The following is a 16,454-nucleotide window of genomic DNA, read 5'->3' as shown; positions in this document are numbered from 1 at the left end:
TCTCCTTATTTCGTTTGATCTGCAAGTGGCGAATTTTTGTATTTTTCTGCTGCAGGGCCGCCGGCTCCGAACAGCAGGTCATTGAGTGCTTTTGCCAGCGAAGCCTGCTGCTTCGGCTTGTCGTCGTCCATTGGCTTTCCCAGTATTTCCGGCTGGGCGGACGGTCGGCCATCTTCCACCGGCTTGCCCAGCTGCAAGGCTTCTTCGGTCTGGCTCTGGCTGGTCTCCGGTGTCCATGTGTGCAGCTCCTGCCGGAAATTCAGCAGCTGGTCTATGGTGCCGGAGCGCCACATGGTAAAGGCCAGCACCGCCGCCACACCGGCCACTGCGGCACGGCCCCATGTGTTCTGCATCAGCCGCACCCAGATAGCGGCCATCACCGCCTTGTGCGCGGAGTGGGGCGGCGTTTCCAGCGCATCTGCCGTCAGCAGAGCGGTGTAGCGGTCCATGCATTTATCGCAGTAGGATAAATGCTCGGCGGTTTCCAGCCGGCCCAGCTCATCCAGCCCGCCTGCCTGCAGGGCCTGCAGGCCTTCGTCGGTCAGGCAGCCGTTTTTGTCAAACAGTTCCATGTACGCACTCCTTTCCATCGTTTTCACGCTGTAGTATCTGCTGTGCCAGCATCTTTTTTGCCCGGTAGATCTGTGCTTCCACCGTCTTGGGCGGGCGGCCGCACAGCTGTGCCGCCTCGGCCATGGTGTGCTGTTCCAGCAGCACCAGACGGCAAGGCGTTCTGTAGGGCTCCCGCAGGTCCAGGATCATGGCGGTGAGCTCTTCCTCGCCCAGAGCATCCAGCACCTGCTGTTCCGGCTGGGTGCCGGGCGGCGCACCTTCCAGCGCCAGCACATCGTCGCCGGGAATGTTCACCCTGCGCACCCATGCGCTGCGCAGATAGTCCTTTGACTTGTTGGCAGCGATGCGTGCCAGCCACTGTTTTTCAAACCCGGACGGGCAGCGGTCAATGGCCCGCCATGCCGCCAGAAAGGTCTCCTGCGTCAGGTCCTGCGCATCGCCGGCATCCGGCACCAGCTGGTGGCAGACCGTATATACGAGCGACTGGTATTTCTGCACCATCGCGCTGAATTCCAAGGTTGTCAACGGCCTGCCCACCTCCTTTCAGTTTCGTCCCGGTCCGACGAAGTGCAGCCCCTGCGCTGCCCTTCTGCACATTCATACGAAACAGCCGTTCAAAATCCTGCAAAAACTTTTATTTTTATGATACAATAGAAGTAGTATAGCACAAAAGGAGGCATTCGGCCATGGCTGTCAGTACCCGTCAGGCACTTTTGCAGGCACTTTCCGCTGCCGGGGGCAGCTACGTTTCCGGCCAGCAGCTGGCCGAGACCCTCGGCGTGAGCCGCGCTGCCGTGCACAAGGCCGCTGCGGCCCTCACGGCCCAAGGGTACGCGCTGGAAGCTGCGCCCCGCCGGGGCTACCGGCTGGCAGGCGGCGACCCGTTCTGCACCGAAGCCATCGGGGACTACCCTGCACCCATCTATTTATATGACACGCTGGAGAGCTCCAACCGCACGGCAAAGCTGCTGGCGCTGGATGGTGCACCCCATGGCACGCTGGTGCTCACCGCCCACCAGAGCGCCGGACGCGGCAGGCTGGGCCGGAGATTTGAAAGCCCGGCAGGCAAGGGCGTTTACTGCTCGGTGCTGCTGCGCCCGGAAATGCCCGCCGCCAATGCCCAGACCGCTACCATCAGCGCCGCGGTGGCGGTCTGCCGTGCCGTGAAAAAACTCTGCGGGCTGGAGCTTGCCGTCAAGTGGGTCAACGACCTGTACTATCAGGGCAGAAAGGTCTGCGGCATCCTGACCGAAGCGGGGACCGACCTCGAGAGCGGACAGCTGGAATGGCTGGTGGTCGGCATCGGGCTGAACCTTACCTCCACCGCTGCCGACTGGCCGGAGGAGCTGGCCCGCAGAGCCGGGAGCCTGTACCCCGGCGGGCCTGCCCCGGTGAGCCGGGCCGCACTGGCCGGGGCCATTGCCCGGGAGCTGCTGGCCCTGTGCCCGGCGTTTGACTGTCTGGATGAGTACCGCGCCCGGTGCTTTGTGCCCGGCCACTGGGTGACAGTGTGCGCCGAGACCGAGACCTACGCCGCAAAGGCCCTTGCCATCGACGAGGAAGGGCGGCTGGTCATTCAGCGGGAGAACGGCCGACAGGAGGCTCTGCGCTGCGGCGAGGTGACCACACGGCCTGCACGGACCGAATAAGACGCAAAAAAGCACCCTTTCCTGCCCGGAAAGAGTGCTTTTTATGTTCTGCACTTATGTATCCAGATCCACGGCTTCCAGCACCGTGATGTCCTCTTTTTCAAAGGCGGTGCGGATCATCCCGGCAAGGCCGGGCATTTCGGCCTTGTTCTCGATGCACAGGGTGATGATGCCATTCAGGCTGGAGGCTTCCACACCCATGGAGCCGCCATCCGGCGGGACCCAGACGTTGAAGTCTTTGGTGTACTTCTGAAGCTCCTGCGTGGCCGGCAGCAGCGGATTGCCCAGATAGCTGAGCCAGAAATCCGCCGGGACACCGCTGATGTACTCACCCATCTGGAACACCCTCTGCTTGATGCGCAGGGGCGCTTTCTGCTGGTCTACCTTGTACACCCAGCTCATTTGCTGGATCATCTGGCGCAGCTTTGCCTCCGGCTGCAGGGTGCGGAGCACCTCGGCATCCATTTCCGGCACGATGTCCGCAAGGCGGGTGTCATCGTTCAGCTTCACGCCGCTCTGGAAGGAGCACACGCAGTTGTAAAGGGCATCCGGCACGCCCGCTTCCCTGCGGGTATCTGCCGAGTAGGAATACTGGATCTCGTCTTTGCCCAGATAGTTGCGCAGCGCAAGGCTCAGCAGACCGGCCAGCGCTGTAAAGGGCTTGACACCGTTCTCCACTGCCCGGTCCACAAGGCTCTGCTTGGTCAGCCGCACCCGGGTGCGGCGCATCCTGCCCTCCCATGTCTGCACCACATCCCTCTGCATCGTGCTCTCGGTGGCTGTGAGGGGTGGATATTTTTCCATCATGGCCTCGATGTCATAGGCCGGGCTGCACACGATGGGCGTGTTTGCAAACGCCGTGCCATAGCGCAGGTTGCAGTACTGTTCCAGAATGCGGGTGAGGAAGGGTGACACCCCGTGGCCGTCCATGAGGAAATGATACCAGTCAAAATAGACGGTGTCCCCCTCACAGCTCACGCTGAAAAGATAGCCGTTCGTTTCCTCCGGGATATCGCGCTGTGCACTGTCCTGATACACAAGGCAGGGGTTCGGGTTCGGCTCCAGAAAAAAGCTCCGCTTTTCCTGCACCAGCTGTACCCGATAGTACGGTGCGGCCGAAAGCGCCGCCTCCAGTGCGCGCTGCAAAAGAGCGGGTTCCACCGCATCCTGCAGCGCAAACTGGTACCGACACAGGATCTTCTCCCGACGGAAGAAGTACATCGTTCCCTGAAAGATGTACTCCGTCGAGCGCTGCGACTCATTCATGAACTGTTACCCCGCGTTTGCCGCCAGATAATCCACCAGATCCCCTATGGTCACAAAGTTGCGCAGCTCCTTTTCAGGGATGCGCAGGCCGAAGGTCTCCTCGAGGTCTGCCACAATGGTCAGGATCTCCATTGAGGACAGATCCAGATCGTCCATCAGGACGCTGTTCTCATTCACATCTTCGGGAGAGACCTCGGCAACATCCTCCAGGATGGCCAGGATCTGGGAAATGATCTCTGCTCGTTCCATAGAAATTTTCTTCCTTTCCGTGACGGATGATAGGCACAATCTCCTATGCCTTTCCATAATAATACCCTGATTCTCTCCTGTGCGCAAGGGTTCCGGCAACAAAGCTTTGTTTTTTGTCGGAACTCCTGTTTTCAGTCTGCCGGTCTGCCGGCCCATTTATGCATCCGGGCATTCGATCGCATCTGTATCACTGGCGCAGCAGCTTGCCTGCACCGTTGCGCGGCAGCGGCTCGGTGCTGAACTCCACTGCGCTCATGCGCTTGTACAGCGGCAGGGTGCGGTTTGCCTCGGTGATAAAATCCCGCACCTGCTGCTGTTTGTCCTCGTCACAATAGACCACCACGCCGATCTTCTTGCCCATTTCTTTTACTACACATTCCTTCACGGCTTCGCACTTGCCCACGATGCCTTCCAGCTCTTCGGGGCTGATGTTCTCGCCGCTGTCCAGAATGATGAGGTTCTTCTTGCGGCCGGTCAGGAAATAGTAGCCGTCCTCGTCCTTGCGGGCCAGATCGCCAGTGTGGAACCAGCCGTCCGCGTCAATGACCTCGGCGGTGGCCTCCGGGTCCTTGTAGTAGCCCAGCATGATGCTGTCGCCGCGCATGCACAGCTCGCCGTCCTCGGCGATCTTGTAGTCCAGATAATCGTTGCCCTGACCCACAGCGCCGATGTGCTTTGCGTCCTGTGCGTAGTTGATGATGCCGTCGCCGCAGGTCTCGGTGCTGCCGTAGGTCTGCACCACAAACATGCCGTGTTCCGCCATATCCAGCATCACCTGCGGGTCGAACATGGCAGAGGAGCAGATGGGCACCCACAGCTCACCCAGACGTTCCTTGCGGCCGCGCATCACATCGTGGTGGAGCGAGTTCATAATGACCGGCACCACCGCCATGGCCTGACTGGGCATCCGCTTTACCTCTTTATAGAAGTTGCGGATGTCGCTGCTGACGTTCAGCGCCCAGCCTGCATGGGCCCAGGAGAACAGGCAGATGAAAGCGCCCAGATGGAACATGGGCAGCACGGTGTACTGGCTCATGACGAGGTCCGGTTCGTGCTTATACGCCATCATGTGCTCACCGATCTGGGTGTGGGCACGCATCACCGAGAAGAAATTCTTCTCGCTCAGCATCACGCCCTTGCTGCGGCCCGTGGTACCGGAGGTGAACATCAGGACCATCAGGGCTTCGTGGTCGATGCAGCGGGTCAGCTGCGCAGGCTCATAGCTGCGGAAGCCATCCATGGGGCGGAGGATATCGCCGTAGGCAGCCTTGAGCTGGTCGTTGAAGCCGTAGTCGTCGCCGTCGGTCAGGATGGCGTCCGGCTCCACAAGGCCCAGCTCATAGCTCAGCTCGTCCCAGCTCTTGCGCTGGTTCAGCAGCACCAGCACCGCACCGGCCGCCACCACGCCAAAGGTGTTCACGGCATACTCGTAGCTGTTCTTGGTGAGCAGGCAGATCTTTTTGCCCTTGATCTCCGGGATTGTGGACTGGAAGTAATTCACCGCCTTGCGGATATCCTGCACATAATCCTTATAGAGGATGGTGGTCACGGCATCGTTTGCGGTGTCGTAGAAGCGGAAGGCCACATTATCCTTGAAGCGGTCTTCCATGTTGATGGTGATAAGGTCGTAGACATTATCCAGCACTCTGATCTTACGCATTGTTCTGTTTCCTCCTGTGTTCAGCGCAGCAGTTTTCCCATGGCGTTGCGGGGCAGCGGCTGTGCGCTGAACTCCGGCACCATGCGCTTGTACAGCGGCAGGCCGCGGTTGACCCCAGTGACGAACTCCTTCACAGTTTCCTGCTTTGCAGGGTCACAGTAGATGAGGGCACAGATCTTTTTGTCCTTTTCCTTCACGATGCACTCCTGAATGTCCGCACAGGGCACCAGCAGCTTTTCCAGCTCCTCGGGGCTCACGTTCTCGCCGCTGTCCAGAATGATCACGTTCTTCTTGCGGCCGGTCAGGTACATGTAGCCGTCCTCTTCCACCCGGGCAATGTCGCCAGTGTGGAACCAGCCGTCTGCATCGATGACTTCTGCAGTGCCTTCCGGGTCCTTGTAGTAGCCCAGCATGATGGGGTCGCCCCGCATACACAGCTCGCCGTCGTCCAGCTTGTATTCACAGCTGAGGTCCACATGGCCCACGCTGGTCAGGTACTTTGCCTCCTGCGAGGAGTTCCATGCACCGTCGCCGCAGGTCTCGGTCAGGCCGTACATCTGGGCCACAAAGAAGCCCTTCTCCATCATATCACTCAGAATCTTGGGGTCGAACATGGCAGCGCCGCAGGTCAGCACGCACAGGCCGTTCAGGCGGTCGCGGCGTCCCTTCATCACATCGCTGTAGATGCTCTTCAGCAGCACCGGCACCACCGCCATCACCTCGCTGTGCATGGCACCCAGATCACGGTAGAAATACTTCAGGTTGTTGCACAGGTTGATGGAGTGGCCGGTGATGCTCCACGAAACAAGGCTGGTCATGGCGGAGATGTGGAACATGGGCAGGGCGGACAGGGACGAGAACTCGTCGGTGTTCCAGCCCGTGTACTTCTTCACATCGTCAAAGGGGTCCAGAAAAGCCGGCATGGCGCTGAACAGGTTCTTCTGGCTCAGCATAACGCCCTTGCTGCGGCCGGTGGTGCCGGAGGTGAACATGATAAAGGCCAGAGCAGAGAGGTCCTCCACCTCGGTCACGTCCTCGGCAGGCTCATAGGCCGCAAAGACATCCATGGGCTTCAGGATGCTGCCGTAGGTCTCAGCGAGGGCAGGCTCCCGCTCCGCGAACTCGCCATCCTGCAGGATGCACACCGGCTCGGTGAGGCCCAGCTCATAGGAGATGGCATCCCAGTCCTTGCCAAGGTTCAGCGGCACAGCCACGGCTCCGGCAATGACCGTGCCGTACATGCAGATGACATACTGGTAGCTGTTGCGGGCCAGGATCGCCACACGCTTGCCGCGCACATCGCCATACTCTGCACGCAGGAACGCCACGAACCGGCGCAGATCCTGGGCATACTGTGCGTAGTGCACCTCGGCCACGCCCTGCTTTTTTTCATCATACCAGCGCAGAGCCACACGGTCTGCAATGTTGGTTTCCATATTGCAAAGTGACTGATACAGCGATGTAATCATTTTTTTCCTCCATTTTCATCATCCGATCCGGCGCTCCTGTGTAGGCCAACACAGATCCTTCCAATCATTTCCAACTGTGCCCAGTATACAATAAGGCCCGTGTCAATGCAAGAGTTTTGCAACATTTAATTCCAAACATTGACAATAAAATCTTGCATATCATGTCGTTTCCAGATGTAAATTCTGCCTTTCGTTGCGAAGCCGCCCTGCCTGTGCTATGCTTTTATTGCAGGCTGCAATGTGTCCCCGCCCGCCGGACCGCAATTCAAAATTGACAGTCTGTGCAAAAAGCATTATACTGGGTTCATATCCATACAAAATTTTATCTTTTTCATTCAAAATCTACGCATTGTGCGGCGTCCGGCTCTGATGGAATGTCCCGCGCAAGGAAGGAACCTCCATGGAAGGAACCAAGCCCCGCACCGCCAGCTCCATCGGCATGTTCGACATGCTCAAGGGTGCCGGTATGCTGACCATCGTTTTTGCGCATACCGCCGAGCTTTATCCCATGCAGGCGGTCAGCGGCCTGTCCCTGACCGCGTTTTTCCCGTTCATCTACCGCGAAGCGCTGATGTCCGCCTTTTTTATTGCCAGCGGCTACGGCTTCCGCAAGCGCTCTATCCATAAGTGCATCCACCAGCAGCTCAAAAGCCTTCTCAAACCCTATGCTTACACGGCGCTGTTCACCTGCGTGCTGCACTTTATCATTCATTATAAGACGTTCCAGTACCTGCCCGGCACCATCGGCGAGTCTATCAAGGTCACCGGCGGCTTTCTGCTGGGCCTGCCCCACACGGCCGAGTATTTCGGGCAGGAGTTCTTCTCCTGCGGGCCGATGTGGTATCTGCTGGCACTGATGGTAGGCTGGGTGCTGCTGGATGTGATCCTGAACATCTTCCCGGAGCGCTATGTTCCATGGGCTGTGGCAGGCTGCGTCCTGCTGGGCTGGGGCGCGAGCCTTGTGTGGGAGCTGCCCTTCTGCCTGATCCAGGGTGCCGTGGTAGTGCCCTACCTCTATATCGGCTTCCTTGCCAAAAAGAAGCATCTGCTGGACGAGCCCCTGCCGCCCAAGGTCTTTGCCGGGCTGCTGGCCGCCACAGCACTCATTGCCGTAGGCGCTCTTGCTACCCGCACCACCGACTGCATCTCGCTGGCCGAGTGGTCGCTGGGGCCGCTGAGCATCTTTCTGGACGGTGCTGCAGGCCTGCTTTTCATCCGGCTGTTCATGCGGCTCAGCCGCGGCCATGGCCCCATCGTGCACTTTCTGGAAGCGGTGGGTCGCCGTTCGCTGAACATTTTCTGCGTACATACCGTGGAGATCATCGCTATTCCGTGGTATCTGATGGTAGCAAAGTTCTCTGCGCAGCCGGTGCTGGGCATGTGGCTGCAATATGCCATCGCTCTGGGCTCTATCTGGCTGGTGTGTGAGCTGCTGCGTGTACGCCGCGCACTCATCATCCGATTTTTCCCTGCACAGCGCAGAACGCCCGCCGTGCACTATACCTCCCGGCACTGACATGTTTTTCCGGCTGCTGCGGTGCAGCCATCATAAAAGTAAGAGGAGAATCCGGTTATGAACAACGATGTCCCCGAGACCCTTGCTGCGGCCCGCAGCCGCGCTGCTGACTTGGAACAGCAGCTCAAGCTCTCTGACGAAGGTGTATCCCGGCTGGCACAGCGGTGTCTGGAGCTGGAACAACAGGTGCTGAACTATCAGGCCGCACTGGCAAGGCACGGCAGCGACAACGAACCTGCTGCCCTGACCCTGCCGCAGCTGTTCTACGATTCCGGCTCCGGCTATTCCCCGCGGGAATGCCTGACCGTTGCCGAGGATGCCTACGACGAACTGACCCACGAGGTCTCTGCGGTGTTCACCCTGCCCACGGATGCCCGTGCGTTGCGGCTGGACCCCGGTGAGCTGGCCTGCTGCGTGACTGACCTGAGCATCTCGGACGAGCGGCTGGAATGCCGCGCCATGAACGGCATCCGGCTGCAGGAAGACTGCCTGCTGTTTTTGGATGTGGACCCCAACCTGACCGTGTGCAGCACCGTGCCCTTTGCGGCCGGGATGAAGTTTGCCGTGACCTATCATTACTATCCGCTGGGCCGCTTCCAGCACGAGCAGCCCGGCAAGGCCCTGCTCAGCGCGTTGAATACCATCAAGCTGCAGGCTGAGGCCGAAAAGAACGATGTTCTGGAACAGCTGCAGGCTGCCCTTGCCGAGAACACCCGGCTGAACAATCAGCTGACGGAACTGCAGAACAGCCGTGCTGCCTATGAAGATTCGCTGGAAAACCTGTACGAGAGCAGCAGCTGGCGGCTTACCGCACCGCTGCGTGCTTTGCGCCGCCTGCTGCGCGGCTGAATCGGATCGCTAAAGGAGTTGTCAACATGTACAGCAGTTACAGCACCCTGCAGCGTAAGCAGCTGACGAAGCAGGTTTATACCGATACCCAGAGCACCTATCTGCTGGTGTATGCACCGGGCCGTCATCAGGCGCTGGAGCACGCACTGGAAAACCAGCTGCACCGCAAGTTCCGGCTGGTGACGGAGCTGGCCCCCGCCCTGACCGACTCGGTGGAGGGCGTGCTGCTGGTCAGCGAAGATCTGGAATGCACCTCCACCGCCCTGACCTATTTTGCCGCCGCCCTACGCACCGGTGCCGATTTTGTGGTGTGTGATGCCGCCTTTGGCTTCGATGGCTCCACCGCCCTTTATCTGAGCACCCAGCACATCCCGTGCAGCCGCTGCGCCATGGTATCGCGGAAGCTTCTGGACCGGGTGCGCGCCGCTGCGCGCGGCAGGGACAGCGTGACCGAGCTGCTGCGCCTTGCCACCGCCATGGCGGAAAACTGCCACCGCATCCCGCAGTCTTTGCTGCACTTCCGGCGGGAGCTGTGTGCCGACGATGTGTTCTCTGCAGACGGAAAGCGTGCTTTGATCCTGAGCCACGAGCTGACCATGACCGGTGCGCCCATCGTGCTGACAAGTGCCGTGCCGGTGCTGCGCAGCATGGGCTTTGAAGTGGTGGTGCTTGGCCCTGCGGACGACGGCTCGCTGCCGCTGTTTCTGGATGCCGGTGCCGCCGTAGTGACCCGCAGCGACTGCGTGATGAACTCGTCGCTGTGGGGCCTTGCCACCAGTGCCGATTTTGTGCTGGCCAACACCGTGGTAGAGGCTGCCGCCGTGAGCACCCTGAACGGCTCCTTCGTGCCGGTGCTGTGGTGGCTGCACGATGCCTTTGCAGGCTACCCATTCATTGCACACAAGATTCCCAAAACACTGGGCTCCAATGTGCATGTGTGCGCCGTAGGCTCCCACGCCACTGCCGCCATGCACTCGGTGCGGCCGGACTTCAGCATTGAACAGCTGATCTACGGTCTGCCGGACTATGCGCAGGAAAGCTTCCCGCCCTACGATATCAGCTATGCCGGCGGCAGGCCGCTGTTCGTGACCGTAGGTTCCTTTGAGCCGCGCAAGGGTCAGGATATTTTCTGCAACGCCATCCGCCTGCTAAAGCCCGAGGTGCGCCAGAAGGCTGCTTTCCTGTTCGTGGGCAAGGCGGCGGACAAGAGCCTGAAGAACGCCGTGGATGCACTGGTGGAGGACTACCCGGACACCGTTTTCTACCGCAAGCGTCTGGAACGGCCCGAGATTAAATCCCTGATGGATCAGTGCGCCTGCGTGGTATGCGCTTCCCGCGATGATCCCATGCCAACCTTCGTCACCGAGGGCCTGATCTTCGGCAAGCCCTCCATCGTGTCGGAGCACACCGGCACCGCCGGGCTGATCACCGAGGGCGTGGACGGCTTTGTGTACAAAGACGACGACCCGGATCAGCTGGCAAAGGTGCTGGAGCATGCTATCCTGCATCCGGAACAGCTGGCCGCCATGAAAGCTGACTGCCGGAAAATGTACGAGAAATATTATTCCAACGAAGCCTATGTTGCCACCCTGACACGGCTGGTGAACGAATCAACAGACTAAAAACAAGATAAAGGCAAGGGTCGATGCGTACATCTGCCCTTGCCTTTTTATCATTCCATCAAAATTGCACAAGAAAATTCCAGTTCCGTTCACAAAGACACAGGCCGCGTGTGTTATACTTTTATCAAATCATTCCGCCTGAAAGGAGCCTGTTCTCTCTATGAGCCAACCCGCCTCTGCCGCACCTTCCCGCAAAAAGACAGTGATCTCGCTGCTGGTGCTCGCCGCACTTACCGGCATCATCGTGCTGCTGTTCAAGGACAACTGGGCCGAGATCACCGAAGCGCTTTCGCAGCTGTCCGCATGGCAGGTGCTGGTGGTGCTGGCCATCGGCCTCAGCTATCCGCTGCTGGAGGGGTGCGTGGCGTGGGTCATCGTGCGCAGCCGCATCCCGGGCTTCAGGCTCTGGCAGGGCATCGATACCGCGTGGTGCGGCACCTTTGGCAATGTGGTCACGCTGGGCGCAGGTGCAGTGCCGGTGCAGACATGGTATCTGCACCGCTGCGGCCTGCCGGTTGGCCCGGGCGTGGGCCTGATGACCCTGCAGTACGTGTTCCACAAAACCACCGTGCTGCTGTATGCCACGGTGATGCTGCTGTTTCAGCACAGATGGCTTGCCGCCAACACCACCGGTGTGATGAATTATCTGCCCATGGCATACGCTGTAGTGGCGGCCATCATTGTGGTGCTGGTGCTGGTGTGCGTATCGCCGCTGGTGCAGAACCTTGCCCGCTGGCTGATGCGTCTGCTGCCCAAAACGGAAAAATGGCAGCAGCGCCGCGCCGACTGGCAGCAGCAGCTGGATGTTCTGGGCGAGGAGAGCCGCCGTCTGCTGGCGGATAAGCCCCGCTGCGCTGAAATTCTGGCATTGCAGGCGGTCAAGCTGTTCGGACTGTTCTGCCTGCCCTACCTGTGCATCCGGTTCATGGGGCTTTCCCCTCTGAGCTTTTTGCAGGTGCAGCTGCTCACCAGCCTGATGCTGTTTTTGTCCAACGCCCTGCCCAATGTGGCCGGCATGGGCTCCATCGAGACGGCATTCCTGCTGGTGTTCGGCAGCTTTCTGGAGCGCAGCGAGGTGATGAGCGTGATGATGCTCTACCGCATCGCCAGCTATTATGTGGTGTTCGCCGCCAGCGCCGTGGGCTTCTTCATCGCTCAGCGGCATCTGGGCCAAATGGGAGCGGAGCCGCCAAAGGAGGCATGACTCTTATGAAGGAAAAAGGCATTCTGTCCCGGTTCGGCATTGTCATTTTAGTGCTGCTTGCACTGGTGCTGATCTTTCCTTCCGCAAAGATCGATCTTGCATCCGGGATCAAGGCCAGCACACAGGCCAGTGTCCGGGTGGAGCACATTCAGAACTTTGCCCGCTCCGCAGAGATGGATGTTCAGCTGCTTTCTGCCGACGACCCTGCCTATCAGCAGATCGCAAACGTGCTTTCCGGCCTTACCTGTGTCAAGCGGTTCAACCAGCAGTATTCCTCCTACAGCCACGAATACCCGGTGGATTCCGTCACTGTGAGCTACTACGATGATGCCGAGAACAATAATCTCCTGTTCACCGTCTACTCCGATGGCACCGCCATCGTGAACAGCCAGTTCGTAAAGGTCAAAGCGCCCAAAGGCGGCGCGGAGGAAGTGTATCAAAAGCTGGCGGAGATCGTGAAGTAAAACTCCTTCCGTCTGCTCGCTGCACTCGCATCCACCTCCCTCAGTGAGGGAGGCTTTGGCAAAACTATAAAGTTTTCCGCACTGCCAAGGGCTCCCTCTTTGAGGGAGCTGGCATGGTGTCAGCCATGACTGAAGGAGTTAAAAACAAAAATCGGGGCACGCAGGTGGTCAAGCTGCATGTCCCGTTTTTGTTTCTTTTGCACACGGTGCGGTACCAATCACACCGAATGCCGCGCATCGAGCCGTGGGAGCAAACTAAAACCACAGCTCACTTGAAAAAGAGAATGGAATGGAGGAATTGGCGTTTGCGCAGCAATGAAAGCCCCAGTGGGGCTTTTAAGCCACGAAGCGGTCTTGCGTAAGCAAGATGGAGCGGCCCCGCCGCGACAAACTTGGGGTCTGTGTCCATTACACAGACCGGTTTTTCACAGACACTTTTGCAGAAGCATCTGCTTTTCTGGTGCAGCGTGGTTAGATTTGTCTAACCTCGTTGCGAGAACAGAATACCACAGCCGGTTAGTCTTGTCAACCCTTATTTTGCGATTTTTTTCGCAAAAGGGGTGCGCCGCCGGGATTTCGGCGCTTTTTCTACATTCTGCCCAAAGAAAGCCCCTTGCTTTGGCAGAAAACCCACTTGTTTTCTATTGCATTTTAAAGTGGTTCTTGCTATTATAATAACGCAAGATTTTGTGGGCAGGTTTTCATTTTTGTCTACACCTTGTAGTCGGGGCTGCCGCAGTCGGCAGTTCAAGACCGTTTTGCCCCCAGAAAGCCGCCATACAGAGCGGTTTTTCAAAGGCTCATTAGTTAGAAAACGCTAACTGCGTGATGGAGCAAGGAGGTTCCAATGATCAATTTTGAACAGTGGGAAGGCTTTGAGGGCCGCATCTGGAAAGAAGAAGTCAATGTGCGCGACTTCATCCAGAAGAACTACACCCCGTATGACGGCGACGAAAGCTTTCTGGCCGGCCCCACCGAGGCGACCGACAAGCTGTGGGGTGCCCTGCAGAAGCTGCAGAAGGCCGAGCGCGCCAAGGGCGGCGTGCTGGATATGGAGACCGAAGTGGTCAGCAGCCTGACCGCTTACGGCCCCGGCTATATCGACGAAAGCCTGAAGGATCTGGAGCAGATCGTGGGTCTGCAGACCGACAAGCCCCTCAAGCGCGCCTTCATGCCCTACGGCGGCATCAAGATGGCAGAGCAGGCCTGCACCACCTACGGCTACCAGCCCAGCGCCGAGCTGCACAAGATCTTTACCGATTATACCCGCACCCACAATCAGGCTGTGTTTGATGCCTACACTCCTGAGATGAAGGCGGCCCGCCACACCCACATCATCACCGGCCTGCCGGACACCTACGGCCGCGGCCGCATCGTGGGCGACTACCGCCGCGTGGCCCTGTACGGCATCGATGCACTGATCAAGTTCAAGCAGGAGGACTTTGCCAACTGCGGCGACGGCACCATGACCGACGACGTGATCCGCCTGCGCGAGGAGATCGCCCGCCAGATCAGCGCCCTGAAGGGCATGAAGAAGATGGCCGAGGCCTACGGCTATGATATCTCTCAGCCTGCAAAGAACGCCAAGGAGGCCTGCCAGTGGCTGTATTTCGGGTATCTGGCCGCCATCAAGACCCAGAACGGCGCTGCCATGAGCGTGGGCCGCATCTCCACCTTCCTGGATATCTATATCCAGCGCGATCTGGACAACGGCACCCTGACCGAGACCCAGGCTCAGGAGCTGATCGACCACATGGTCATGAAGTTCCGCATGGTCAAGTTTGCCCGCATCCCCAGCTACAACCAGCTGTTCTCCGGCGACCCCGTGTGGGCAACGCTGGAAGTGGGCGGCATCGGCATGGATGGCCGCAGCATGGTCACCAAGAACTGCTACCGCTTCCTGCACACGCTGGAAAACATGGGCCCCGCACCGGAGCCGAACCTGACCGTTCTGTACTCCTCCGCCCTGCCGGAGAGCTTCAAGAAATATGCCGCCAAGGTGTCCATCGATACCAGCTCTGTCCAGTACGAGAACGACGACGTGATGAAGCCCGTCTGGGGCGATGATTACTCCATCTGCTGCTGCGTGTCTGCCACCCAGACCGGCAAGGAGATGCAGTTCTTCGGTGCCCGCGCCAACCTTGCCAAGTGCCTGCTGTACGCCATCAACGGCGGTGTGGACGAGAAGAGCCACGAGCAGTGCGGCCCCAACTATGCCCCCATCACCAGCGAGTACCTGAACTACGACGAGGTGCTGCCCAAGTATGTCCAGATGCTGGACTGGCTGGCTGGCCTGTACGTCAATGTGCTGAACCTGATCCAGTATATGCACGACAAATACTACTATGAGGAAGCCGAGATGGCCCTTATCGACACCGACGTGCGCCGCACCTTTGCCACCGGCATTGCAGGCTTCTCCCACGTCATCGACTCCCTGAGCGCCATCAAGTACGCCAAGGTGAAGGTAGTGCGTGACGAGAGCGGCCTTGCCACCGGCTTTGAGACCGAGGGCGACTTCCCCAAGTACGGCAACGATGATGACCGCGCCGACGAGATCGGCGTGTGGCTGCTGCGCACCTTCCTGGAGATGATCAAGAAGCGCCACACCTACCGCAACTCTGAGGCTACCACCTCTATCCTGACCATCACCTCCAACGTGGTGTACGGCAAGTACACCGGCGCTCTGCCCGATGGCCGTGCCGCATTCACCCCGTTTGCTCCCGGTGCAAACCCCAGCTATGGCGCAGAGCAGAACGGCCTGCTGGCTTCCCTGAACTCGGTGGCAAAGCTGCCCTACCACTGGGCACTGGACGGCATCTCCAACACCCAGACCATCAACCCGGACGCTCTGGGCCACAGCGAAGGCGAGCGGGTGGAGAATCTGGTACAGGTCATGGACGGCTACTTCGATCAGGGCGCACACCACCTGAACGTGAACGTCTTTGGCAAGGAGAAGCTACTGGATGCCATGGAGCACCCCGAGAAGGAGGAGTACGCCAACTTCACCATCCGCGTCTCCGGCTACGCCGTCAAGTTCATCGACCTGACCCGCGAGCAGCAGATGGACGTTATCTCCCGCACCTGCCATGCAGCCCTGTAACCCCATCGGCTATGTCCACTCGCTGGAATCCTTCGGCTCTGTGGACGGCCCCGGTGTGCGCTTTGTGGTGTTTTTGCAGGGGTGTGCCCTGCGGTGCAAATACTGCCACAACCCGGAAACGTGGGCTGCGGAGGGCGGCGAGGAATGGACGGCAGAAAAGCTGTTCCAGCGGGTCTACCGCTACCGCAACTACTGGGGCAAAAAGGGCGGCATCACGGTCAGCGGCGGCGAGCCGCTGCGCCAGATGGAGTTCCTGACGGCATTCTTCGAGCTGGCCCGCTCCAAAGGCGTGCACACGGCTCTGGATACCGCCGGGCAGCCCTTCCGGCCCGATGACCCGGATTATCTGGCCGGTTTCGACCGGCTGATGAAGTCCACCAGTCTGGTCATTCTCGACCTGAAGGAGATCGACCCGGAACGCCACCGGCAGCTCACCGGCAAAGACAATGCCAACATCCTTGCGATGGCGCGGCATATTTCTGACCTCGGCATCCCGCTGTGGATCCGGCATGTGCTGGTGCCCGGCCTGACCGACGACGAGGAGGGCCTGCGCAGGACCGCAGACTTTATCCGCAGCCTGAAAACGGTGCAGCGGGTGGAGGTACTGCCCTACCACACGCTGGGCCTGTTCAAGTGGCAGAAGCTGGGCATCCCTTATCCACTGCCGGACGCCGTGCCGCCCACCGCGGAGCAGGTGAAGCGTGCAGAAGAACTGCTGGAAGTGAGCAGGTATCCCGGCTAAGCTCCTGATTTGAAAAACGACCGTTTCCGGTGTGCAGAATGCGCCGGGAGCGGTCGTTTTTTCTTGACTTCCCTTCTGTACACCGTTATAA

General features: G+C 59.2%; 14 protein-coding genes. 8 read left to right on the top strand and 6 right to left on the bottom strand.

Annotated elements, in window-relative coordinates:
* Positions 1–5: 5 nt before the first annotated feature.
* Both ACGHUK_RS01905 and ACGHUK_RS01900 read right to left on the bottom strand, forming a co-directional pair.
* On the bottom strand, positions 6–572 hold the full coding sequence (locus ACGHUK_RS01905; RefSeq protein ID WP_097781335.1) for a hypothetical protein: 567 nt from the start codon (positions 570–572) through the stop codon (positions 6–8).
* Complete coding sequence (locus tag ACGHUK_RS01900; protein WP_390574747.1) at positions 559–1,098, bottom strand: RNA polymerase sigma factor; 540 nt, start codon at positions 1,096–1,098, stop codon at positions 559–561. Before ACGHUK_RS01900 ends, ACGHUK_RS01905 begins: the two co-directional genes overlap by 14 nt.
* Before the next feature lie 161 nt (positions 1,099–1,259).
* Between ACGHUK_RS01900 and ACGHUK_RS01895 the strand changes: the two genes are divergently transcribed.
* A complete protein-coding gene (locus ACGHUK_RS01895) occupies positions 1,260–2,222 on the top strand; it encodes a biotin--[acetyl-CoA-carboxylase] ligase (protein ID WP_337679868.1) in 963 nt (320 codons plus the stop codon).
* A 54-nt stretch (positions 2,223–2,276) separates the two neighbouring features.
* Here the strand turns inward: ACGHUK_RS01895 and ACGHUK_RS01890 are convergent, their stop codons facing one another.
* From ACGHUK_RS01890 to ACGHUK_RS01875, 4 genes are all read right to left on the bottom strand, one after another.
* Complete coding sequence (locus ACGHUK_RS01890; protein ID WP_390574744.1) at positions 2,277–3,488, bottom strand: hypothetical protein; 1,212 nt, start codon at positions 3,486–3,488, stop codon at positions 2,277–2,279.
* Positions 3,489–3,494: 6 nt separating this feature from the next.
* Positions 3,495–3,737 (bottom strand): acyl carrier protein, encoded by a 243-nt coding sequence (locus ACGHUK_RS01885; RefSeq protein ID WP_044953961.1) that lies wholly within the window; start codon positions 3,735–3,737, stop codon positions 3,495–3,497.
* Between the two features lie 187 nt (positions 3,738–3,924).
* The gene (locus ACGHUK_RS01880; RefSeq protein WP_371292236.1) at positions 3,925–5,397 is read right to left on the bottom strand and encodes a class I adenylate-forming enzyme family protein; all 1,473 of its coding nucleotides are present in this window, start codon (positions 5,395–5,397) and stop codon (positions 3,925–3,927) included.
* A gap of 20 nt (positions 5,398–5,417) precedes the next feature.
* Complete coding sequence (locus ACGHUK_RS01875) at positions 5,418–6,866, bottom strand: class I adenylate-forming enzyme family protein (RefSeq protein WP_390574742.1); 1,449 nt, start codon at positions 6,864–6,866, stop codon at positions 5,418–5,420.
* 400 nt (positions 6,867–7,266) lie between these two features.
* On the opposite strand from ACGHUK_RS01875, the gene ACGHUK_RS01870 reads away from it, so the two are divergent.
* The 7 genes from ACGHUK_RS01870 to pflA all read left to right on the top strand — a co-directional run bounded on the left by ACGHUK_RS01870 (position 7,267) and on the right by pflA (position 16,363).
* A complete protein-coding gene (locus tag ACGHUK_RS01870) occupies positions 7,267–8,382 on the top strand; it encodes an acyltransferase family protein (protein WP_390574740.1) in 1,116 nt (371 codons plus the stop codon).
* Positions 8,383–8,439: 57 nt separating this feature from the next.
* Positions 8,440–9,231, top strand: a complete 792-nt coding sequence (locus ACGHUK_RS01865; RefSeq protein ID WP_223388243.1) for a hypothetical protein — start codon at positions 8,440–8,442, stop codon at positions 9,229–9,231.
* Between the two features lie 26 nt (positions 9,232–9,257).
* On the top strand, positions 9,258–10,853 hold the full coding sequence (locus ACGHUK_RS01860; RefSeq protein ID WP_154255531.1) for a glycosyltransferase family 4 protein: 1,596 nt from the start codon (positions 9,258–9,260) through the stop codon (positions 10,851–10,853).
* Positions 10,854–11,013: 160 nt separating this feature from the next.
* Positions 11,014–12,057, top strand: a complete 1,044-nt coding sequence (locus ACGHUK_RS01855) for a YbhN family protein (protein ID WP_390574737.1) — start codon at positions 11,014–11,016, stop codon at positions 12,055–12,057.
* Between the two features lie 5 nt (positions 12,058–12,062).
* On the top strand, positions 12,063–12,521 hold the full coding sequence (locus ACGHUK_RS01850) for a hypothetical protein (RefSeq protein WP_207698953.1): 459 nt from the start codon (positions 12,063–12,065) through the stop codon (positions 12,519–12,521).
* Between the two features lie 847 nt (positions 12,522–13,368).
* On the top strand, positions 13,369–15,621 hold the full coding sequence (pflB, locus tag ACGHUK_RS01845) for a formate C-acetyltransferase (protein ID WP_005943931.1): 2,253 nt from the start codon (positions 13,369–13,371) through the stop codon (positions 15,619–15,621).
* Complete coding sequence (gene pflA / locus ACGHUK_RS01840) at positions 15,608–16,363, top strand: pyruvate formate-lyase-activating protein (protein WP_005943928.1); 756 nt, start codon at positions 15,608–15,610, stop codon at positions 16,361–16,363. The genes pflB and pflA overlap by 14 nt, the downstream gene beginning before the upstream one ends.
* Positions 16,364–16,454 lie beyond the last annotated feature (91 nt).

This window comes from Faecalibacterium sp. i25-0019-C1 (assembly GCF_042854225.1).
Taxonomy (GTDB): domain Bacteria; phylum Bacillota; class Clostridia; order Oscillospirales; family Ruminococcaceae; genus Faecalibacterium; species Faecalibacterium taiwanense.
Note: the sequence above shows the minus strand (reverse complement) of the source record. Positions and strands in the feature narration are given on the sequence as shown.